General features: G+C 52.1%; 18 protein-coding genes. 16 read left to right on the top strand and 2 right to left on the bottom strand.

From position 1 onward, the window contains the following. Nucleotides 1-3: 3 nt before the first annotated feature. From ACFQ88_RS29225 to ACFQ88_RS29205, 5 genes are all read left to right on the top strand, one after another. On the top strand, nucleotides 4-174 hold the full coding sequence (locus tag ACFQ88_RS29225; RefSeq protein ID WP_379459780.1) for a hypothetical protein: 171 nt from the start codon (nucleotides 4-6) through the stop codon (nucleotides 172-174). Nucleotides 175-538: 364 nt separating this feature from the next. Then, nucleotides 539-1,477, top strand: a complete 939-nt coding sequence (locus ACFQ88_RS29220) for an ABC transporter permease (RefSeq protein ID WP_239635600.1) — start codon at nucleotides 539-541, stop codon at nucleotides 1,475-1,477. Nucleotides 1,478-1,489: 12 nt separating this feature from the next. Further along, entirely contained in the window at nucleotides 1,490-2,374 is an 885-nt protein-coding gene (locus ACFQ88_RS29215; protein WP_239630282.1) for a carbohydrate ABC transporter permease, read from the top strand. A 57-nt stretch (nucleotides 2,375-2,431) separates the two neighbouring features. Beyond that, nucleotides 2,432-4,054: a type 2 periplasmic-binding domain-containing protein gene (locus ACFQ88_RS29210; protein WP_239630281.1), complete on the top strand. Its 1,623-nt coding sequence runs from the start codon at nucleotides 2,432-2,434 to the stop codon at nucleotides 4,052-4,054. A gap of 244 nt (nucleotides 4,055-4,298) precedes the next feature. Further along, nucleotides 4,299-5,651: a DUF2252 domain-containing protein gene (locus ACFQ88_RS29205; RefSeq protein ID WP_379459777.1), complete on the top strand. Its 1,353-nt coding sequence runs from the start codon at nucleotides 4,299-4,301 to the stop codon at nucleotides 5,649-5,651. Between the two features lie 181 nt (nucleotides 5,652-5,832). On the opposite strand, the gene ACFQ88_RS29200 is transcribed toward ACFQ88_RS29205, so the two are convergent. Then, entirely contained in the window at nucleotides 5,833-6,780 is a 948-nt protein-coding gene (locus tag ACFQ88_RS29200; RefSeq protein ID WP_239630279.1) for a DMT family transporter, read from the bottom strand. A 186-nt stretch (nucleotides 6,781-6,966) separates the two neighbouring features. Here ACFQ88_RS29200 and ACFQ88_RS29195 point away from each other — a divergent pair, with 186 nt between their 5' ends. Further along, a complete protein-coding gene (locus ACFQ88_RS29195; protein WP_239630278.1) occupies nucleotides 6,967-7,854 on the top strand; it encodes a LysR family transcriptional regulator in 888 nt (295 codons plus the stop codon). A gap of 89 nt (nucleotides 7,855-7,943) precedes the next feature. Here the strand turns inward: ACFQ88_RS29195 and ACFQ88_RS29190 are convergent, their stop codons facing one another. Beyond that, on the bottom strand, nucleotides 7,944-9,611 hold the full coding sequence (locus tag ACFQ88_RS29190; protein WP_379459774.1) for a PhoX family protein: 1,668 nt from the start codon (nucleotides 9,609-9,611) through the stop codon (nucleotides 7,944-7,946). Nucleotides 9,612-9,865: 254 nt separating this feature from the next. Between ACFQ88_RS29190 and ACFQ88_RS29185 the strand changes: the two genes are divergently transcribed. From ACFQ88_RS29185 to ACFQ88_RS29140, 10 genes are all read left to right on the top strand, one after another. Beyond that, complete coding sequence (locus ACFQ88_RS29185; protein ID WP_379459772.1) at nucleotides 9,866-10,342, top strand: GNAT family N-acetyltransferase; 477 nt, start codon at nucleotides 9,866-9,868, stop codon at nucleotides 10,340-10,342. Between the two features lie 25 nt (nucleotides 10,343-10,367). Continuing rightward, entirely contained in the window at nucleotides 10,368-10,664 is a 297-nt protein-coding gene (locus ACFQ88_RS29180; RefSeq protein ID WP_379459770.1) for a DUF6916 family protein, read from the top strand. Nucleotides 10,665-10,695: 31 nt separating this feature from the next. Next, nucleotides 10,696-11,211, top strand: a complete 516-nt coding sequence (locus ACFQ88_RS29175) for a phage tail protein (protein ID WP_239635599.1) — start codon at nucleotides 10,696-10,698, stop codon at nucleotides 11,209-11,211. Nucleotides 11,212-11,248: 37 nt separating this feature from the next. Continuing rightward, the gene (locus tag ACFQ88_RS29170; protein ID WP_239630274.1) at nucleotides 11,249-11,749 is read left to right on the top strand and encodes a phage tail protein; all 501 of its coding nucleotides are present in this window, start codon (nucleotides 11,249-11,251) and stop codon (nucleotides 11,747-11,749) included. A gap of 18 nt (nucleotides 11,750-11,767) precedes the next feature. Beyond that, entirely contained in the window at nucleotides 11,768-12,292 is a 525-nt protein-coding gene (locus tag ACFQ88_RS29165; protein WP_379459767.1) for a phage tail protein, read from the top strand. Between the two features lie 51 nt (nucleotides 12,293-12,343). Then, the gene (locus tag ACFQ88_RS29160) at nucleotides 12,344-17,986 is read left to right on the top strand and encodes a putative Ig domain-containing protein (RefSeq protein ID WP_379459765.1); all 5,643 of its coding nucleotides are present in this window, start codon (nucleotides 12,344-12,346) and stop codon (nucleotides 17,984-17,986) included. A gap of 432 nt (nucleotides 17,987-18,418) precedes the next feature. Then, nucleotides 18,419-19,810 (top strand): amino acid permease, encoded by a 1,392-nt coding sequence (locus ACFQ88_RS29155; protein ID WP_239635598.1) that lies wholly within the window; start codon nucleotides 18,419-18,421, stop codon nucleotides 19,808-19,810. Between the two features lie 381 nt (nucleotides 19,811-20,191). Continuing rightward, the gene (locus ACFQ88_RS29150) at nucleotides 20,192-20,881 is read left to right on the top strand and encodes a GntR family transcriptional regulator (protein ID WP_239630271.1); all 690 of its coding nucleotides are present in this window, start codon (nucleotides 20,192-20,194) and stop codon (nucleotides 20,879-20,881) included. 151 nt (nucleotides 20,882-21,032) lie between these two features. Further along, complete coding sequence (locus ACFQ88_RS29145; RefSeq protein WP_379459763.1) at nucleotides 21,033-21,782, top strand: ABC transporter ATP-binding protein; 750 nt, start codon at nucleotides 21,033-21,035, stop codon at nucleotides 21,780-21,782. After that, nucleotides 21,775-22,656 carry an ABC transporter permease gene (locus ACFQ88_RS29140; protein WP_379459761.1) on the top strand — a complete coding sequence of 294 codons (882 nt, stop codon included), beginning with the start codon at nucleotides 21,775-21,777 and terminating at the stop codon, nucleotides 22,654-22,656. The genes ACFQ88_RS29145 and ACFQ88_RS29140 overlap by 8 nt, the downstream gene beginning before the upstream one ends. Nucleotides 22,657-22,684: the final 28 nt, after the last annotated feature.

Here is a 22,684-nt window from a genome sequence, read left to right as displayed (position 1 = left end):
TCCATGTTCGTTATCTACGCCCTGCATGTCCCGGAGTCCGCTTCCCAAAGCGGCTTCCGCGGCGCAGGGCTTTTTTTGCCTAAGCGCAAGCTTACGTACGGCATAGCTCGAATCCGCACGAAGTACGGCCTGTGCGACACCTATTTATTCCGCCGTTTGTACGGATCTCCGTAATTCATTTGCTCTTGTTTTTGCGAGCGCACTGTATTCCTTACTCAACGATCTCATCAATCGATCTGCCCCTGCCGCCGGCAAAACCGGCATATCTCCGGTCAATTTTCACCGATTCCCCTGTAAAAACGCTGCATATCAATTTTCGCATAGTTCATGGCGAATCTCGCTTATATACATCGGCGAACTGTCCGTTGTTTAATTAAGTCACACGAGGGTTAAGCGGTTTCACCGGTTTCGCCGAAAGGGCAAGTCCAAATCGGGTTTTACCATGTCACCCCACCAAAATAGCAAGATCCAACATCCACGCGGAGGTGAACGTCATTCCATGGCACAATCAACCAACACGGCCGGTACCGGTCTCATGATGGAAAGAAAGGGACAGAATTCGAAATCGGCATGGGCGAAAAAAATGCAAAGCATTATTCGTAATTACGATTTGTATTTGCTGCTGCTCCCGACGCTGGCTTACTTTATTATTTTTCATTATGTTCCGATGTACGGTCTGCAAATCGCATTCCAAAACTTCAATCCGATCAAAGGCTACAGCGGAAGCCCATGGGTAGGCTTCGACAACTTCGAACGGTTCTTCGAATCGTACCAATTCGGCACAATCATTAAGAACACGATCGGAATCAGCGTTTACGAGCTGCTGGTAGCGTTCCCGGCTCCGATTATTTTGGCGCTGATGATCAATCAGCTGACCAGCGAACGATTTAAAAAGTTCGTGCAAACGGTTACGTATGCGCCGCATTTTATTTCTACGGTCGTCGTGGTCGGGATCGTCTCCCTGCTGCTGTCGCCGAAGACAGGCGCCGTCAATACGTTCCTCGGACTGTTCGGCATCAACCCGATCTTCTTTATGGGAGAAGCGTCTTGGTTTAAGACGGTCTTCGTCTTGTCGGGCGTATGGCAGAGCGTCGGTTGGGGGACGATCATCTACCTGGCTGCGTTGACGGCGGTCAATCCGGATCTGCACGAAGCGGCTGTTGTGGACGGCGCATCGAAGCTCCAGCGCGTGCTGAATATCGATATTCCTTCGATTATGCCTACAGTTATTATTATGCTGATCATGAACGTGGGCCATATGATGAGCGTCGGGTTCGAAAAAGTGTACCTGATGCAAAATCAGCTTAACGTCGACGCATCGGAAACGATTCAAACGTACGTCTACAAAGCCGGCCTCGTTCAGGCGCAATACAGCTATGCTGCAGCGATCGGATTGTTCAACACGGTGATTAACTTCATCCTGCTGATCTCGGTCAACAAAATTGCCAAATCGCTTAAGCAGACCAGCTTATGGTAAAGGAGTGACACGATGAAACTGCCAAGAACCAAGGGCGATGTCGCCTTCGATATAACTAACTATACGCTCTTATCCATTTTGCTGCTGCTGGTCATTTATCCGCTGTATTTCGTAGTGACGGCTTCCATAACCGACCCGGATCTCGTCTATTCCGGCAAGCTGCTGTTCTTTCCCGAACAGATTACGCTCGACGGTTATAAAAGATTGCTGTCCGAAGCCTCGATCTGGCTCGGTTTCCGCAACTCGCTGCTGTATACGGTAGTTGGAACGGCTATCAACGTCGTGCTGACAGTATCGGCCGGCTATGCGCTGTCGCGGACCGATTTGGTCGGAAGAAACGTATTTATGTTTCTGCTTGTCTTCACGATGTTTTTCGGCGGCGGTCTGATCCCGACCTACCTGCTGGTCAAAGATTTGGGGCTGCTCAATTCGATTTGGGCGATGGTCATTCCGAATGCCGTTTCCGTCTTTAACGTGATCATTACGCGTACGTTTTTCCAGTCCAATATTCCGGGCGAAGTACTAGAGTCCGCGATGCTGGACGGCTGTACGAACATGAAGTTTTTCTTCAAAATCGCGATTCCGCTCGCTATGCCGATCGTGGCCGTTATGGTGCTCTTTTATGCGGTAGGTCATTGGAACTCGTACTTCCAAGCACTCATTTATTTGAAAAGCAACGATATGCAGCCGCTGCAGGTTATACTGCGCAACATTCTCATCATGAATGAAGGCTCGGACCTTCAGGATATGGTCGACGGCTCACAACAGCAGCAGAAGCGGATGGAGCTGATGAAATACGGTATTATTATCGTATCCAGCTTGCCGGTGCTCGTATTGTATCCGTTCCTGCAGCGTTATTTCGTCAAGGGCGCGCTTGTAGGCTCGTTGAAAGGGTAAAATGCGGTTTTTCCGCCAACCATATAACAGGGAGAAATAGAGAGGGGACAAGTTCTTATGAAAAACAGAAAATGGCCAGTCGCCGCCACGGCATTAACGCTATCGGTAGCTCTCGGATTAACGGGCTGCGGAGGGGACAAAAGCGCGCCAGCCGGCGATGACCAAAAGACGGGGCAGCTGCCGAGCAACATCAACGCAACCGATTTTCCTATCGCCAAGGAGAAGCTGACGCTGAACTTCGCGGGCTTCAAGCCGCCTTCAGGCAAAGACTTGAACGACTACAAGCTGTTCCAGGATATCGAAGCGAAAACGAACATCCACATTAACTGGAACCTGACTCCGGGAAGCAGCTGGCAGGATAAGAAAAACCTGCTGTTTGCCGGCGGCGAGCTGCCTGACGCTTTTTACGGTCACGGTATTTTGAGCGAGGATACGGATATCGTCAAATACGGCTCGCAGGGCATTTTGATCCCGCTTGAAGGGCTTATCGATAAATATGCTCCGAACATCAAGAAGCTGCTCGACGAGAATCCGACGTACCGCAAGCAGCTGACGGCTCCGGACGGCCACATTTACTCGCTGCCGACCATTAACGAGGCCTATGCACGGACCAAATCGACGATGTTCATCAACAAAAAGTGGCTCGATCAATTGAACCTGCCTATGCCGACGACAACCGACGAGCTGTATACGACGTTGAAAGCGTTCCGGGATAACGATCTGGGCGGCAACAGCAAAAAGGATCAAATTCCGCTGTCCTTCGTGCAAAATAACGGAAGCAATACCGATATCAACGCGCTGTTCGGAGCCTTCGGCGTGATCGACCGCGACATTCACAAGGTCGGGCATAACCATTTGTCCGTGGAAAACAACAAAGTCATTTATACGGCTGTTCAGCCGCAATTTAAAGATGCGATTCAATACGTGAACAAGCTGTTCGCCGAAGGCTTGGCAGACAAGGAGAGCTTCACGCAGGACGCGAAGGTGTTCAATGCGAAGACGAGCAAAGGCATCGTAGGCGTGGCGTTCGACTGGAACCCGACCAACCAGGATTATGTGTCGCTGCCTCCATTGAAAGGGCCAAACGGCCAAAAGCCGGTGTGGGCTGACTATCCGGCGGGCATTTTGCTGAGAGGTTCGTTCTCCATTACCAATGTGAACAAGAACCCTGAAGCTACGATGCGTTGGATCGACTACTCCTTCGATCCGAAAATTTCCCTTCAATTCAGCAGCGGCGTCATCGGAGGCGACAGCCTGAAGGAGCGTCCGGACGGCAAATTCGAAGAAATTCCGCTGCCGGCGAACGCGACGGAGGAGGAATTCAAGAAAGTGCCTCCTACGGCTTACTCGGTATGGGGCTTGGGCAAAGCGGTGCAGGACATGAAGGTCGTTACATCTACGGGCAAGAGAACGAAGGTGGACGTTGATAACGTGTACGCTCCGTTCCTGGTGAACAACGGCTTCCCTAAAGCGTATTTCACAGCCGAGGAAAATGACCAGATTTCCCGTTACTTGACCGATATCGACGGATATGTGAGCAAAATGTCCGCGAAATGGATGATGTCCGGCGGCATCGATAAGGAATGGGACGATTACGTGAAGAAGCTGAACGAAATGGGCCTCGATAAAATGATGAAAATTTACCAAGGCGTGTACGACCGTTACAACGCTTCGAAATAAGAATAGGATACAAAGCTGCTTCTCCGGTTTTCGGGGAAGCAGTTTTTTTGTCGTATGGTACAATCGCCCCTTTTTGGCAATACTATGGCAATATTTTAGAGACGCGGATTCGGATAATTATAGCTTGAAAAAATGGGTACAGCACGGCTGCCGGAATGGATTGGAAGCCGCGTTGACACGTCGTTGGCGTGTAGGCTAACATGGGAAAATATACAATTTGGGATAAATAGAGGAGGTACTGCCCATGAAGACGGAGCTGCTTACGGAACGCGTACGGATTACGCAGAAACGGCTGCGCAAAGAGCTGCTGGCAAGCGTCCTCGACGAGTTCGACGGACAGCTGATGGGGCTGCCGGAAGACAAGCGATTGCAAAAGTACGCGAAGATGGCGGGAAGCCCGTTTTCGTTTTTCCGCGGGAGCGCGTATTTGTTTTATTTTGACGTGAGCCGGGAATGGTTTCCTTACCACAGCTCGCCGGAGCGGCCGACGTGGATTCAAGGAGATTTGCACTTCGAGAATTTCGGGGCGTTCCGCAGCGAAGAAGGCCGGATCGTATACGATGTGAACGATTTTGACGAAGGCTATCTAGGCTCCTATTTATACGACTTGCTTAGGATGTCGGTCAGCGTAGCGATGGTGTGCCGGACCAAGCAGATCGAAGAGGATGGACAGAAGAATGCGATCACTACGTATTTGGAGGCGTACGTGAATCAGATTCGACGGTTTGCGAAGCGCAAGGATGATCCGCGGACACTCGTCTTCGACAAGGATAGGACTACAGGGCCGATCCGCAAGCTGTTAAAAAAGACGGAGAAGCGGCTGGCATCGCAGTTTCTAGAAGGGGTTACAACGTTGACGCGCTCGGCAAGACGGTTTACGAAATCGGAGGAGATCGTACCGCCTACGAAGGAGGAACGCAGCAAGCTGGAGGAGAGCTGGCCGCAATACTTGGCTTCGCTCGCGGAGAGCACGAAGCGTCCTGACGGGTATTACTCGATCAAGGACGTGGCGGTGAAGCACGGCTCGGGTACCGCGTCCATCGGATTGGACCGTTTTTACGTGCTCATTGAGGGCGAAGGCGGCGAGCACGCGCTGGACGATATTATCATCGAGGTGAAGGAAGTACGGGTCCCGGTACCGGCATACTTTATGCCTTACAACGAATCGTTCTGGACGTATTTTGGCCATCAGGGCAAGCGGGTTATCACCACTCAGCAGTCGATGCATCACGAGGCGGACCCGTATTTAGGCTATTTGACGATGGATGACCGCGATTTTTACGTACGGGAGCGGTCTCCTTACAAGAAGCGGCTGAAAGCGGACAAGCTGACGGGGACGGAAGATCTGCTGCCGGTGCTGGAATGTATGGGACGGATCACGGCGAAGCTTCATGCGAGAGCGGATGCGGATATGGAGCACGGGCTGATGTCCTACCATAGCGAGGATGAGATTCTTCTCGCAATCGGCTCGGATACGGACGCGTTTTGCGATTATATCGCCCATTGGGCTATCTCTTACGCGCATCAGGTGGAGGAGGATTACGCTTTGTTCACGGAATGGCTTGGCGGGAGGAAGGCTCAGGCTCAGACTAGGTAAAAGCAAAAACTTCGGTCTGAAGTTTATTTGCATAGACAATAAACAGTGTCCCGCGGCAACGGGGATGGCTGGTAATAAATCAAAAAAAACCGCAAGGAACGTTCTTCGTTCGAATTGCGGCCTTTTGCATATAAAGATGTAAAATCAGAGCGGTTGCCGTTGGTTGAGGCAGTCTGCTGCATTAATGGGCGGCTCCGGCAGCCGCAAGTCCGCTTCGTTTGCGCTGATACACATTGTTGGCGATCAGAGCGGCCATAATCAACAGCGTGCCTCCGATATCGTAAACGGTCATCTTATGACCTTGAAGCGCGGTTATGACAAAGGTTGTGACAGGCACGAAATTAATGAACAGGATGCCGTTGATCGGCGTCAACAGCTTGATTCCCGCATTCCAGCTGATCAGGGCGAGAAGGCCCGCTACAATAATCATGAAGCTGAGCTCGTAGCCCGCGTTAAATACGGTTTGGAGCGTAGGTGCTTGCAACACGTTAAACGCCGTAAGGATCAGCACGATAACGGCCGAGGTGGCTGTTCCCAGCACGCATGTAAGCGTGGAGTAGCGCAGAACCGACCAGTCCTTGAACTGGCTGCCGCCGATCGTATAGATGACCCAGCCCAATACGCCGAGAAAAATAAGCAGTACGGGGAACATGCCTCCGCCGGATACCATGAAGGCGCTCAGATCGCCTTTGGTAATCACCATCACGCAGCCAATAAGCGCAACGGCAATGCAGAGAATGGTCGGCGCTTCGGGTTTGCGCTGTTTATAAATCCAGAGCACCAGCACGGAGATGATCGGCATTAACGCTTCACTGACCGAAGCAAGAATAACGCCCGACGTTCCCAGCTGATTTTGCCCCCAAAACACAAGAAGATTGTAAACGGTAAAAGCCATCGTACCGAAAAACCAGAGCGATTTGGCTTGCCCGCCGAAGCTAAGCGCTTGTCTGCCCTCTTTCATCCAGAGCAAAACAAGCAAAATGACAGAAACCGAAGAATAGCGAATTACGGAAAAATAAAAAGGATCCAAATACGTAAAGGCGCTCTCCGCTACGGGAAACATGGCTCCCCACGCTACGCTGGCTAACAAGCACATCAAAACGCCTTTCAAAACACGGTCTTTTTGCACGGTGCCATCCTACCTTCTTCCAGTTGTCGTACGTTCAATTCACACGGGTTCTATCATATTCCGAAATTTATATCATGTAAAATGATTGAAAATGATCATAAACATCAGTAGAATTGATATTATGAAGATGAATTGAGCATAAGGTTTCTATAAATGGATGTGTGGGACTGGGAGGGCAGGCTGCAAGTGGATATTAACGACTTGAAAATATTTCAAACCGTCGCGCAGGAAGGCAGCGTCAGCAAAGCGGCGAGGGAGCTGAGCTACGTGCAGTCCAACGTGACGGGCCGTATTCAGCAGCTGGAGCAGGAGCTCGGGACGACGCTGTTTCACAGGCACCGCAAAGGCGTTGCCTTGAGCGCGGACGGACGCAAGCTGCTGGAATATACGCAAAAAATATTTATGCTGATGGACGAAATGAAGCATGCGTTTCAGGATGAAGAGGATCCTTCCGGCCCCTTGCTTATCGGTACGGTCGAAACGGTGTCGAGCCTGCCGATTCTGCTCGCGGACTATTGCAAGCAATATCCTCGCGTCGATTTGTCGCTCGTTACCGGGGTTACGGAGAAGCTGATGAGCGAGGTGCTGCAGTATCAGCTGGACGGGGCGTTCGTGACCGGCCCGATCCATCATCCCGAGCTGGTGCAGGACCAGCTGGTCGAGGATGAGCTTGTGCTGATCGCGAAGGCGGACGAATCGTTCGCGACGCTGGAGCAGTGCGCGACGAAGCCGCTGCTCGTATTTCGGTCGGGATGCGGCTACCGGGCCCGATTGATCCAATGGCTCGGGCAGCAGGGAGTCGTGCCGGTGAAAATTATGGAGTTCGGGACACTGGAGACGATCCTGGCGATGGTAAGCTCCGGACTCGGCATCTCCCTTGTCCCGAAATCGACGGTATCGCTGCTGGAAGCCGGGGGAGGCGTTCGCTGCTTTACGCTTCCCGACGAATACAGCCGTATTAAGACGGTGTTTATCCGCCGTCACGATTCGCTGAGCAGCGGGACGATGCACCGGTTTCTGGAAAGCGTGCAGTCGTTTGAGTCTAGAAACGGAAGTGTGCAGCTGCAGGTGTAGTCGGGTTTGCTGCCAATGGTACGAAAAAAGGGCTGTTCTCTTAAGCGTGTAAGCTTCAAGAGAACGGCCCTTGTCTGTATTTAAAATGATTAATAATTAAACCCGCTAATCGCGACGACAGCCGGGAGTGGCTTGCCGTTCGACCGATGCGGCCAATGGCTTGTCGGTTGCGCGGAGTCGGCGGTACCGTCTCCGGGGTTCTGTACCGACAAGAACAGCGTCCGCTCATCGGGAACGAAGCTCGCGCCTGTCAGCCGTGCTTCCATCGGCGCGGAGGCGAACTGCATGGCCGGACCGCTCTTGCTTCCCGACGTCTGCAGCAAATACAGTCCGTTGTTTTTGAACGAGGCAACGGACCCTTGGTTCAGCTTGTCGGCTTGGATGTCCGACGAGAGCCACAGATTGCCGTTGCTGTCGAAGTTGATCGCGCCGGGAGCGCTATAGCCGCTCTGCCGGCCGCCGTAGGAGACCGTGTCGAATTCGAACGCGGCTGCAGCGGCATCGCCCTTCGCTTCCTCCAGCCGGGTCAAGTGCCCGTGGATGTTGCCGTGCCGCGAATGGCTTGTATGAGCTATGTATAACGAATGGTCGGCCGGATGCAGCGCGAGGCCGGCAGGGCGATCCGTCGGCGTCGCGCCGAGAAGGATGGCCGCTTCATGCGCATGCGTCAGGACATCGGCCTGCTCCTTGAACATGCCTGTGAGCACCTCTTTTATTTTTTTCAGAGGGCTTGGGATTTGAAAGTCGCTATCCTTCAGCTTGTTCTGCACGGCGTCGATCGTTAGCTCGACCCATTCGCCGGTTTCCAGATTAGCGGCATAGAGAGCGCCGTCCGTCAGCAAGTCGGCATTTCGTTTGCCCGCCGATGCTGCATACGTCCCTTTGCTGACAAACTTGTAAATGCACCCATGCTGCGACGTTCCGCCCATATAGACAACGACGCGGCCGTCCTTGCTCAGCGTCATCGCGGCGCTGCCATGCTTGAACCGGCCTAGCGCGGTATGCTTGCGCAGCCCGGATTTGGCGTCGAACGGGTCAACTTCGACCGCCCAGCCGTATTGCTCTGAAGGAAGGCCGGCATCGCGGCTTGCTTCCGTATGGTCGCCCTCAAACGATAAAACCGTATTCCACAGCGTTCGCGTACCCGATCCTCCAGCTAATAGCCCTTGTACCCTGGACGCGCCATGAACGGCTTTGGAGCCTTTGGCCGGTCCGGTCAGCTCGATAGGATCGTATCCCGTCATCCGTCGGGCATAGACGGAATCCGTATTCATCTTCCAGACTCCCTCTTGATCCCGGTATACTTCGATGACCGAGGCGCCTTGGTTCACTAGAGCCGCTTTGACTTGCTCCGCGCTTGGCTGGCCCTGCGGCTTTTTACCGTGCATCAGCACGGAATGAATGGAGGCATGGCCGACAAAGAGCAGGCCGTTGACGCTGGAGCCTTCTATCGGGAAAAAGCAGGTATACCCGTTGTTGTACCCGAACGTGTCGCCTTTGCTGTTGATTTTATCTCCGTAGGCCGCCAGCACATAGGCTTTGAACCCTTTGGGGAGTACTAGCTCATCGCTGTCGGAAGGCTCGATAGGCTGGAAGGCGTCCGAAATTTTGTTGGTTTGAAACGAAAACAGAGGATCTGCTGCAAGAGCTTTCCCCGGCAAGACTCCGAGACCTGTGGACGTTGCGACAATGGCGGCTGCGCCGGTACCCAAATAGGCGAGGAAGGTACGGCGGGAAATCGGTTTTTTTACACTCATGAAGGGGCTCCTTCTATTCAAGTTTTACTGATAACTCTATTATAAGGCTAACTATTGCGGCGTGAAGGTAATTTCTAGCGAACGGTATCAATTTTCACAAATTTTTTTTGAAAGAATCATAGTTTTAAAATAGCACAAAATGATATGATGAGAAATAGACACCCTGCGTCAAAGATGCTGACGGTACCTGGGAGAAAGCCGTTCTTCGCTCTTTGATTTGCCGGGCATATACGGGTACGGAAGAGAGGGTTGTCATGCTTGAAGTCGTGGACGCCATGCCGGAGGACGAGCCTTTTTTGCTGGCGGTGTATGCCGGTGCGAGACAGGAGGAGGTGAGCGGTTGGGGCTGGGATGCCCTGCAGCTGGAAGCTTTTCTACATATGCAGTATCGGTTTCAACAACAATCGTACCGGTCGCGGTATCCGGAAGCCGTGGTGCAGCTGATTGTACAAGACGGGAGGCGGATCGGCAAGCTGCTGGTGGCGCGTGAGCATGATGCTATCGTGCTGGTGGATATTGCTCTGCTGCCTGAACACAGGAATAGGGGCTACGGATCGGCATTCATGCAGTTGCTTCAGAGAGAAGCCGAACAATGCGGCAAGCCGATTATTCTGCATGTCCAGACGGCGAATCGGGCCAAGGAGCTGTATGAACGATTAGGATTTCAGCAGGTGAGCTTGGATTCCATGTATTGCGAAATGAAATGGGTTCCGGCCTCGACACATTTCTAGTGAAGAAAGGAGGTTATGATGTACTTTGGCAAAAGACAGCTTGGCGGACTTTCAACGGGCACTGCATAGTTTATTTCAAGTGGAGACCGAAGCAGGAGCCGTCACCATTCAGCTGGTGAAGGTGGAGAATACAACGTCTTCACCGCAAATAGAGCAATTTTCTCTATTGTTTACCGGACCGGCAACCCCGTTCCTGCCGCAGCAGCTATACCGGATGCAGCATGAGGAGCTGGGGGAGCTTGTGCTGTTCATGGTTCCTATTGGCCGGGAAAAGGACGGCTATTTGTATGAGATCGTTTTTAACAGGCTCATTGAAGGATGATAAAACTGGATAGGGAAGAAGGAGATACATGATGGCTGATCCGTTTATAGGTGAAATTCGGATGTTTGGGGGCAATTTCGCACCGTTAGGCTGGTTGAAGTGTGACGGGCAGCTCCTTTCGATCGCCCAGTATAGTACGTTATACACATTAATTGGAACTACGTATGGCGGAGACGGAGTAAATACGTTTGCACTGCCTGATTTGCGGGGACGTCTTCCTATTCATCAGGGTACCGGCGCTGGCGGTACTTACGCCCTTGGACAAGCGGCAGGAACGGAAACCGTGACGCTCACGACACAGCAGATCCCTGCTCACAGTCATACCGTGAGAGCATTTTCCCAGCAGGGAGATACCAACTCGCCTAACAACGCCGTATGGGCGAATTCGACTCTTGACCAGTTTGGAGCGGATACGACGATTCCTGGAACAATGCATCCTGCTGCTGTCGGAATTACCGGGGGAAGTCAGCCTCATGAGAATATGATGCCGTATTTATGTGTCCATTTTATTATAGCTACGGAAGGGATATTTCCGAGTCAAGGTTAGCATGAAATTGCATCTCGAACTCTAAGGGGGACATTTTATGGGAGAGCCGTTTTTAGGTCAAATCACCGTTTTTTCGTTTCCATTTGCACCTAAAGGATGGGCGCAATGTAATGGTCAGATACTGTCCATTGCTCAGAACCAAGCTTTGTTTGCTTTATTAGGTACGAATTATGGAGGGGACGGCGTGACAACGTTTGCGCTTCCGGATTTGCGGGGAAGGGTGCCGCTTCATGTAGGCGAACAATTCACCCATGGTGAAATGGGCGGTGAGGTTGCTCATACGCTGATTCTATCGGAAATGCCGTCGCACACGCATCCCGTATATGGAAGCGACGATAACGCGGCCTCCAAGACGCCGGCGAACAACCTCTGGGCGAAGACGGCCGTAAGCTCTTACAATAACAGCACAGGCGATGTCCTGTTGAGTCAGCAGGCGGTTCGAAATGCTGGAGGAAGCCAGCCGCACAATAATATGCAGCCTTACTTGACTTTGAATATTTGTATTGCACTTCAAGGTATTTTTCCTTCAAGAAACTAGTTAAAGGAGGGGATGAACATGTCGGATCCGTTTCTTGCCGAAATCCGAATGTTTGCTGGCAACTTTGCACCAAAAGGATGGGCACTATGCAATGGCCAGCTGATGCCGATATCCCAAAATACGGCTTTGTTTTCGCTGCTTGGAGTCAATTATGGAGGCGATGGAAAAACAACGTTCGGACTGCCGAATCTTATGGACAAAGTACCCATGCATCCGGGACAAGGACCGGGTCTTACTCCAAGAGCTTTAGGGGAATCTGGGGGCGATAAGGACGTCACGCTGTTGAATAGCGAGATGCCGTCCCATAATCATCAGGTCAACTACGGTATTCCTTCCGATTCCAATGGGGTCCAAGGGTCGATATGGGCTAATACGCCGGGACGATTAACAGGGCAAGCTTACGGCGCGATGTCGAAACAGGTGGCTATGAGGGCAGACGCGATATTGATTTCCGGTGGGAGTCAGCCGCACAATAATATGCAGCCGTATTTGAAGGTAACGTTCATTATTGCTTTGCAGGGGATTTTCCCTCCGAGACCTTAAACCGGGTTTGCGGATTTGACTAATTTGTTTTTATGGAAAGAGGGGATGCGTATGGAAGGAGTTTCACGTATAGGGGAGCTCGACAAGCGTCTTCGGATGCTGGCCGGGAGGCTTGTTGTCCGTGCCGGACTTCTGATGATGGTTGTACTATCATCTTTATTTTTTGCCTCCTATGCTTCGGCTGCGACGATTGAAATAGACAATTTCACCGATGGAACGGGGCAGACGGCGATCTGTGATCCGGCACAGCCCGGCAAATGTACGCTGCGCGCTGCCATTAGCAAGGCGAACACGACTCCCGGTCCTCATACGATTGTGATACCGGACGGAACGGTAGAGCTGGAGCAAGGCGTACTGGAGGTCAAGAACAGCATATCGATTGTTGGGAAAAGCGGCGATCCGGCCAAAGCGATCATACGCAACAAACCGGTAGCTTTCAAGAGAAAAATATTTGATATTAACCCTATGGCGGATAACGCTTATACGATTTCACTTGAGTCGATATCGGTCAGAGATGGGGCGGCTTCCTATGCCAATGGTGACGGGTATGGTGGCGGGGGGATTTCCGCATTCATAAACACTGCCGGAATGTTTACAATCTCCAATAGTGTTATTACCGGCAATTCAACTACGGGAGACGATCTGTACGGTGGAGGTCTTAACGTAGCAGGACAAGCAGGCGGCAAGCTGTACATTCGCAACACTGTGATTCAAAACAACCAGGCTGAAAAAAAAGGCGGCGGCATGTTCCTGGAAGGCGATATGGATGTGGAGATTACCCATTCCTCGATCGACGGGAATACGGCACGAAGCGGTCTTGGCGGTGGTTTAGCCATTGAGGGGATGACAGATAATTTAGGGAGTGTACTGATCACAGGCAGCACCTTCTCTAGGAATCGCGCTGACGGTACGGACTCTGCAGTCAGTGGAGGCGGTGGGATTCATTTGAACCGAGTGGCCACCCTAACGAATACGACGCTGAGTGGTAATACGGCGGCAGGGAAAGGTGCAGGCTTACTTGTCTCGAACTATGCAGGGACGACGACCATCAATCATGCCACGATTTATCAAAATGTCGCTAACGGTGACGGCGGCGGGATTTATTTGGATAAAGGGTCTCCTATTATACACAATTCGATTGTCTCCGGTAACATGAAGGCAGCTGCAGCAAACGATGTAGCGGTCTCCGGCTCGCTCGCGTTTGCTACGCAAAGTACCAATAACTTGTTCGGTAGCGGATCGGGAGGGCTATCGACAGCCGGGGGCAACCTGTTGAATGTGGCGAACCCGGGACTTTTGGGACTTCAAGCCAATGGAGGCTTTGCCGAAACTCACGCTTTGGCACCCGACAGCCCGGCGCGGGATAAGGGCAATAATGCACAGTCGGATCTGTTCGATCAGCGCGGTTTTCCACGCCAAACGGGCAGCAGCGTTGATATCGGAGCCTATGAGGGGCTGCCGGATCAGTCGATGCAGGGCAACACGACGAAGACAATCGTGTTAGCTGTAGGAGACGAGGCGAAAGTAACGAATGTACAGGCGAGCTCTCCGGCCTCCGCTCTCCTTCCGAATGGAAGTATCGCCGTTACGGGAACAGGCTCGTCGCGCTCCTTGTCAATTACGCCGGCCTTGAATCAAACTGGAACGGCCGTCATCATGGTGCAGGTCGAGAGCGAAACGTCAGGAGTGAAGCGCACGGTAACGAACTCTTTCACGTTAACGGTGACTGCGCCTCCTTTGCCGGATTTGACCATCAGCAAGATACATACAGGGAACTTTACGCAGGGACAAACCGGCGGCCAATATCGGATTTCGGTCAGCAATGCCGGAAGTGTGGCGTCATCGGGCACTGTAACGGTATCAGATGCGGTGCCGCAGGGGTTAACGCTGAAGTCTTTGGTCGGTACCGGTTGGACATGTTCGGTGACGGGTTCGCAATGTACCCGTTCGGATGCTCTGGGAGCTGGTGCTAGCTATCCGGACATTACGGTGACCGTAGACGTAGCGGATAGCGCTCCAGCAAGCTTGACGAATACCGCCACGCTTTCAGGCGGCGGGGATCAGAATACAACGAACAACTCGGCAAGCGATCTCACAACGGTAATCGCAAAGCCGACGGTTACCACGGAGAGTTTGCCGGAAGCAACAGTAAATAAATCGTACCAGTCGGCACCGCTAGAGGTTTCCGGAGGACAATCGCCTTATAGTTGGGCTATGGCAGGAGGGGACCTGCCTATAGGATTAACCCTCAGTGCGTCCGGCGTAGTAAGCGGTACCCCGACAGTGGCAAATACATTTACTTTCACCGTAGAGGTAACGGATGCGAATGGCGTTAAAGCGACGAAAGGTCTGACGATCAAGGTCAATCCAGAGCTTACAGTAAGTACTGTATCGCTGCCGGATGGAGCGGTGAATGTAGACTATGTCGATAAGCCTTATAGTGCTAGCGGAGGTAACGGAACTTATACTTGGTCTATCATTAGTGGATTGCCTGCTGGACTTACGTTCGATACAGTAGTTCAGAAGATCACTGGAAGACCATCTGCTGAAGGCAACAGCACAGTTCAATTAAGGGTTACCGACGGTAACGGCGTGGCGACAACAGAGAATGTAACGCTGAAGGTAAATCCAGAGCTAGTGATAGGAACGAATGCTTTGCCAGACGGAACGGTGTCAACAAATTATCCGGCACAAACGTACATGGCTACCGGGGGAAGTGGATCCACTTATACTTGGGTCATAACCGGCTTGCCTTCTGGTTTAACTTTTGATGCTGCATCGCAACAGATTAAAGGTAAACCGGCAACGGAAGGGTCCAGCCTTGTCTCAGTGCAAGTTACTGATAGTGCAGGGATTTTCGTTAAGAAAGACTTCACTCTAAAGATCAATCCGCAGCTGATCATAACGGCATCTGCGTTCCCGCAAGGAACGGTAGGGATCTCGTATCCTGATAAAACCTTCACAGCGGCTGGAGGTAACGGGTTGTACACATGGGCTTTCTCAGGTGATTTGCCTGCCGGGCTAACATTTGACATCGTTCAGAGGAAAATTAGCGGGACACCAACAGAAGCGGGAGCATTTGATTTTACTGTAACAGTAACCGACGGTAACGGCGTTTGGGTTACACAATTTATAGAACTGCAGGTTAACGCTGCTCTGGAGATTAAGACAACCACGCTGAAGGATGCAACCGTTGGCATGTCGTACAGTGAAACATTGGTGGCATCAGGCGGCGACGGCAACTACTCATGGACCAAGGTCAGCGACGATCTGCCGGATGGCTTAGTCTTAGCCACAGTATCGAACAATGTATACGCGATTGCAGGTATACCTACCACAAAAGATGCAAAAACCTTTACGGTTCGAGTAACGGATGGCAATGGAGTTACGAAGGATCAGCAGCTGACGCTGCAAGTCAACTTGCCGGTACTGACATCCATTCAATTCAAGCAGTCGTCCTATAACGTTCAAGCTGGGCAGCAGCAGCCTACTGTGCTGACGGGGAACTACTCCGACAACAGCACAAGCGACATCACGAGCGGTGTGACGTATCAGATAGATGGTGCTATCGCAAGTGTCGACAGTAGTACAGGAACCGTTACAGGCATCAAGCAAGGAACGACCGTGTTGAAGGCAACTTATGGCAGTCAAACTGCGCTTACGACGATTATCGTAGATACCCAGCTGTCCAAGCTTACATTGGATGCACCGTCGTATCAGATCGAACTGGGCCAATCGAAGACAGCGAAAGTGACGGCCGTGTATACTGATGGGGCTCATCAGGATGTTACAGCCAATGCGATCTATGCCATCGACAATCCGGCTATCGCTGAAATCGACTCTCATGGAGTTATCAGAGCGTTGCGTCCAGGAGTGGCTGAACTATCGGCAAGCTATGGCGGCCAAACCGCGACAGCCACTATCATTGTAAATCCTGCGCCGCAAGGTCCGATGACCATGTCGTTCGGCAAAGCAACTTACGATGTCTCGGTAGGCCAATCGCAAGCTACTGTAGTATCGGTTACGTATGATGGACGCACGTATCCGTTAACGAGCGGCGTAGTGTACCATATCGGAGACAGCTCGATAGCGACTGTTGACGCTAACGGTACGGTCTACGGCAAGCAGTCCGGCCAGACGGTACTGACCGCAACTTACGGCAGCGTGCAGGGCACTCTGCTGGCACATACAGTGGTTCTGGTAGGCAGCGATATTAAGGAAATCCGGTTTAGCCAAGAGCAGTATTCCTCCAGAATCGGTGAACGGACTCAAGCGGTTGTCACTGCGAAGCTGTCGGACAATAGCGCGGTCGATGTAACCGGATTGACAGCATACACAGTGCAGAATCCTTCGATAGCTACTATCGGCAAGGATGGAGTTATAACCGCTATACAATCAGGGGACACAGTAATTACGGCAACGTACGAGGGCTACTCCACAACAACCAGAGTAGTCGTTTATGGCAGAGGCGGAGGTGGAGGCGGCTCAGGCTCGTCTTCCGGAGGAAGCACACCGACTCCTGATAACGGAGTGTCCGTGCCTATTATCATCGGGGATGGAAAGACCGAGACCGAACGCATATCGGTTGAAGATATTCAAAAAGGCGTCGTCGTCCTGAACACGGCATCCGTTTCAGGAACCGCCGAGCTGTCGGCGGCAACGATTAGCAGCCTGCTTTCGTTGAATCCGGAGCTGCTGGTTGCGTTCCAAACGGCAGCGGGAACGATTGAGGTTCCTCTTGCCACCATGGATCCGCAGATTCTAGCGAAACTCCTCGGTATCCCCGCTGAGGGCTTGAAGGTACAAATCGGCATCCGGGAACCAAACGAAAATGAGCAGCAGCAATTTGCTGCGGCGATGAAAGAAATGGGAAGCACGCAGCTGGCCAAACCGCTTGATTTTTTCATTAATATAGTGGATGGTCAAGGGAAATTGGTCAATACAGACGGCTTTAAAAACTATATCGTAAGAGTACTGCCTCTTACGGCGGCTGCGGATCCGAATACGGCTACGGGAGTATGGTGGGATCCTGCGTCTCAACAATTCCGCTTTGTTCCGACTGTGTTCGAGATGCGCGACGGCCAACCGGTTGCGAAGCTGAAACGTCAAGGCTTAAGCTTCTACACCGTCTTGAGCAGCCATATTGCATTCGGCGACATGGCGAGTCATTGGGCCAAGCCAACGGTCGAAACGCTCGCTTCGAAGCTGATTATCCAAGGGCGCTCGAAGGACAGCTTCGAGCCGAACGGCAGCATTACCCGAGCTGAGTGGGCGGCATTGCTGGTCAGAGCGCTGGGGTTGAGCGACGCCAAAGACAAAGCGCCGTTCAGCGACGTGAACGGGCAGTGGTTCGCCGCGGCGGTGAACACAGCCTATAAGGCGAAGCTGATCGAAGGCTACGATGACGGGACATTCCGTCCGAATCAGACCGTGACCCGAGAGGAGCTCGCCGCGATGGTAATGCGAGCCGTATCGTATGTGGGAGCCAAGCCGAACGACAAGCAAGGGCAAGGCGTATCCTTCACAGACGGAGCCGACATTTCCACTTGGGCAACGGAAGCGGTGAAGCAAGCCGTTCAAGCGGGTATTATTGAAGGAGACAGCCAGGGCCAATTCCGCCCGGCCCAATCCGCATCCCGCGCTGAAGCGGCAACGATGCTGTATCGCTTACTAAAAGCTGTACAATTCATGTAATCTCACGAAGATGGGGCTAGCTCATCGGGACCGAATCCCGAGGCTGGCTCCATTTTTTATTTCAAGGACCTTTGAAGGAATCGAATGGAGCGGGAGGAGGTAAAATATAGTAGAGATCAGCTCCAAGTTAGCATAAACAGTAACCGTTTTACCGAGGGGGAGAAAAAAGAGCTCAGCTTGTGAATAAATGTAAAAATTTGTCGTTGAAATCTGTGTTCAACAGCCTTATGCTAGATGCTGTGTGTCTCGGTGTGCTGGTTGCAAAGCTCATATAAACTATAAGGTGAACCGCATGGCTTGCATGGCTTCCTATGGGGGCCGAGCAGGCTCGCTTTGTTTCCATAAAGTGCCGCCGGTACGCGGTTTGATGATTATAAAGGAGTGTTCTTTTTGGAGCAAGGACAATTAAAAAGAGGCTTAAAAGCCCGCCATATGGCGATGATCGCCCTCGGAGGATCGATCGGAACGGGCTTGTTTCTTGCCAGCGGAGGAGCCATTCATACCGCCGGACCGGGCGGAGCTCTGTTCGCTTATTTGACCATTGGTATAATGGTCTACTTTCTTGTAACGAGCTTGGGCGAGATGGCGACCTACATGCCGCTTTCCGGCACATTCAGCACTTATGCTACGAAGTTTGTAGATCCTGCCCTAGGATTCGCCCTCGGCTGGAACTACTGGTATAACTGGGCGATTACGATCGCCGCTGAGCTGTCTGCCGCAACGTTAATTATGAAGTTCTGGTTTCCGGACAGCTCGTCCTTCCTGTGGAGCGCGCTGTTCCTCGCGTTAATGACGGCCTTGAACCTGCTGTCGGTCAAAGGCTACGGGGAGACGGAGTTTTGGTTCGCGCTCATCAAAGTCATCACCGTCATCGTGTTCATCATCATTGGTCTGCTGATGATTGTCGGCATTTGGTCCAGCGATCAGCGGCCTATGGGCTTTAGTAACTGGACCCTTGGCGACGCTCCTTTCCATGGTGGCTTTTTGGCGGCTTTGAGCGTGTTCATGGCGGCGGGCTTCTCCTTCCAGGGAACCGAGCTGGTCGGAGTGGCTGCAGGGGAAAGCGAAAACCCGCGGGAAAACGTTCCGCGCGCCATCCGGACTGTATTTTGGCGCATTTTGCTGTTTTATTTGCTTGCCATCCTGATAATCGGCTTGATTATTCCTTACACGACGGAAAGCTTGTCTAGTGACGAAATCATGATGAGCCCCTTTACGACCGTATTTGAAAAAGCGGGCTTGAGCATGGCCGCGTCGATTATGAACGCTGTAATTTTGACCTCGGTGCTCTCCGCAGGCAACTCGGGGATGTATGCCTCGACGCGGATGCTGTGGGTGCTGGCGCAAGAAGGGAAAGCGCCGCGCTTCTTGTCCAAGCTGAGCAGCTGGGGCGTGCCGGTGTACGCTTTGATCGCAACCGCCGTTTTGGGAATGTTCGCCTTCCTGTCGTCTTTTTACGGCGATGGGGTAGTGTATACTTGGCTTTTGAACGCCTCGGGGATGTCGGGCTTTATTGCCTGGGTCGGCATTGCCATTAGCCATTACCGCTTCCGCAAAGCTTACATCGCTCAAGGGAAGTCTCTGCAGGATCTGCCTTACCGTGCCAAATGGTTCCCGTTCGGACCGATTTTGGCCGGAATTCTCTGCCTTGTTGTTATTGTCGGTCAATGTATGGGCGCTTTTAAGGACGGAACGATCGATTGGCCGTATTTGTTCGCGTCGTACGTCGGGATTCCGTTATTTTTGGCTCTTTGGCTCGGTTATAAGTGGAAACATAAAACGAAGGTGCTCCGTCTGGAGGAGTGCGATTTTGATATGAAGTAGCGAAAAGCTGCTGGAAAGACCGTCAGGGGAAACCTTGGCGGTCTTTTTTTGCCTATATAGAATTTAGAATCGGGGCTCCACGCAAAGTAACTGACTGACTTCGATGCCAAAGCTCCACGTTGTGGGGTTGTTATTCCGAGCAAACCCGTTTCTATCGGTGGCCGTGCGTTGCCAAATTGGTGAGAGGTCACAATTATGTTATATAAAATTACATAAAAGTAGTATCCCACCTCGTTATTTATTATTTTTTACAAAAACTCAGCGATTGTTTGTAAATGAAAACAAAAACTAGCTGTTTTAATGGTAACTATATTTACATAAAAGGTAATTGATAATACCATGGTGTTACACTAATCAATCTCAAAGATTGGAGAAGCGCCCATGCTACAGGCAAGTGAGGCCGACATTTACAGGGCCGTCAAAGACGCCATCATCGAACAAAAGCTTCGTCCTAATATGCAGCTTGTGGAAGATGTGCTAGCGGAATCGTTCGGCGTCAGCCGGACCCCGGTGCGCAATGTGCTGAGGCGGCTTGCAGGCGAAAAGCTGGTGACGGTCATCCCGTATAAAGGGACGTTCGTCTCGTGTCCGACAATCCATGAGGCAAGGGAAGTATTCGAAATGCGAAGGGTGCTGGAAGCCGCCGCGATCAAGAAGGTGTGCGGGACCTTGTCGGAAGCGCAGTTTCAACAGCTCCGTTCCATGCTGGAGGAAGAGCATGAAGCCCATAGACAGGGCGACCCCCTCGGCGCGCTCAGGATTACGGGCGACTTTCATTTGCGGATCGGCGAGCTGGCCGGCAATTATTATTACTACAGGTATTTGGAGGAGCTCATCTCGCTCACCTATGTCATCATAGCGTTTTATGGCTTGAGGAAGCAGGTGTACTGCCACGATCACGGGCAAATATTAGCTGTCATGAAGCAGGGCGATGCATTGGCCGCGGAACGGCTGATGGTCGATCATTTGAAGGAAATCGAGGCGTCGCTGGAATTTGAACAAACGGAGGGATCGGCGAATTCGCTTGCGGATATTTTCAGGTCCTTCGGGTATGCGGGAGCGAGGAAATAAGCCAATAAATAGCTTGGAAACAACGATGGTTGTACCTGCGTGAATCAAGCAAGGTTGTCATGCCGTGGATTGTATACAATCTCGTATCGGATGTGCGGCGGCTCTTGCATACAACGTTAGCGACAATGAGAAACAGAGGAGTGAAGGGGACATGAAGCTGACGGTTCAAAAGGCTGGAAAAAGCTTCGGAGACCGCGCCATATTGAAGCAGATCGATTTGACCGTGTATTCCCGGGAATTTATTTGCATTTTGGGACACAGCGGCTGCGGTAAATCTACGCTGCTCAATATGGTGGCGGGTTATCTGCTTCCGGATGAAGGGGAAATTACGGTGGACGGGGAGCGGATTCAAGGTCCTTCCAAATCGAGGGGCATGGTGTTTCAGGATCATGCGCTGTTTCCTTGGTACACGGTTCTGGAGAACATTTCGTTCGGACCTGAGGTGCAGGGCGTGCCCAAAGCGAAGGCCCGCGAGACAGGGCAGGAATTTCTGAGCCTTGTCGGCTTGGACGCTTATGCGCATCATTATCCGGCAGAGCTGTCGGGAGGGATGAAGCAGCGGGTCGGCATCGCGCGGGCGCTCGCCAGCAACCCGGAAATACTGCTTATGGATGAGCCGTTCGGCGCGCTCGATATTTTGACCCGCGATATGATGAGGCGGGAGCTGAGGCGCATTTGCGACAAGCTGAAGCCGACGATTTTGTTCGTGACGCACAGCATCAGCGAAGCGGTATATTTGGCCGATCGCGTCGTCGTCATGAAAGACGGGGAAATAGCGGATATGTTCACGATCGGGATCGAGCATCCGCGGACGTTCGATTCGCCTGGATTCGGTGAAGCGATGCGCAGGATCGAACGAATTTTAATGAAGGACGAAGAGGGGGCGGGTTTCGATGAATGAGGCACCAGTGACGGCCGCTGCCGACAACAAATTGATCGAGGCGAAGGCTTCAGGCCCGCAAACGGCAGTGCCCGGAAAACGCAAAGGACCCGGCATCCGGGATCAATGGAATGTGCTTCCGTTCCTGGTTTTCTTCATAGGGTGGGAGCTGTTCGCCCGGCTTAACGAAACGATGGCTTGGTTCAATCCGTTGTTTCTGCCCCCGCCGACGCTGGTGCTGGAGGATGCTTGGCTGTTAACGAAGTCGGGACTTGTTACGGAGAGCATCCTCTCGAGCACGATCCGAATAGCGGCCGGCTTCGTCATCGGTTGTCTGTTCGCGGTTATTGCAGGTGTGCTTATGAGCAAATTCCGCGGGGTGGAGCGGTGGATGTCGCCGATTTTGAACCTCGTCAGCCCCATCCCGGCCTTGGCTCTGCTCCCGCTTTTCATTATTTGGTTCGGTATCGGCGAGTTTCCGAAAATATTGCTTATCGCTTGGACGACATTCGTCCCCGTCCTTGTCTATACGGTAGACGGATTCAAATCCGTCCCCTCTACGCTGATTCGTTCGGCCCTTAGCCTGGGAGCATCGCAAAGACAAGTGTTTACCAGAGTGATGATCCCTTCGGCCATTCCGAATTTTATCGTGGGAGCGCGTGTCAGCCTAGGCTTATCCTTCTCGGCACTGATCGTCTCCGAAATGATGGGGGCCAAATCGGGGCTCGGTTATATCATCGTCGATGCAAGGAACTATTTCAAAATTTCCAATATGTTCGTAGCCATTATTTTGATTGGCTTGGAATACAGCTTGTTCTCTTACCTGGTGAAGCTGATGGAGAGGAGGGTGTTGTCCTGGCGTAAGGGAGGCATGCGGGAAGCGGTTGAGAAGTAGAAGCGAGAGGCCTTGCACTAGAAAAAAG

The sequence above is a fragment of the Paenibacillus sp. NPDC056579 genome (assembly GCF_042793215.1).
In the GTDB taxonomy this organism is placed as follows: Bacteria; Bacillota; Bacilli; order Paenibacillales; family NBRC-103111; genus Paenibacillus_S.
Note: the sequence above shows the minus strand (reverse complement) of the source record. Positions and strands in the feature narration are given on the sequence as shown.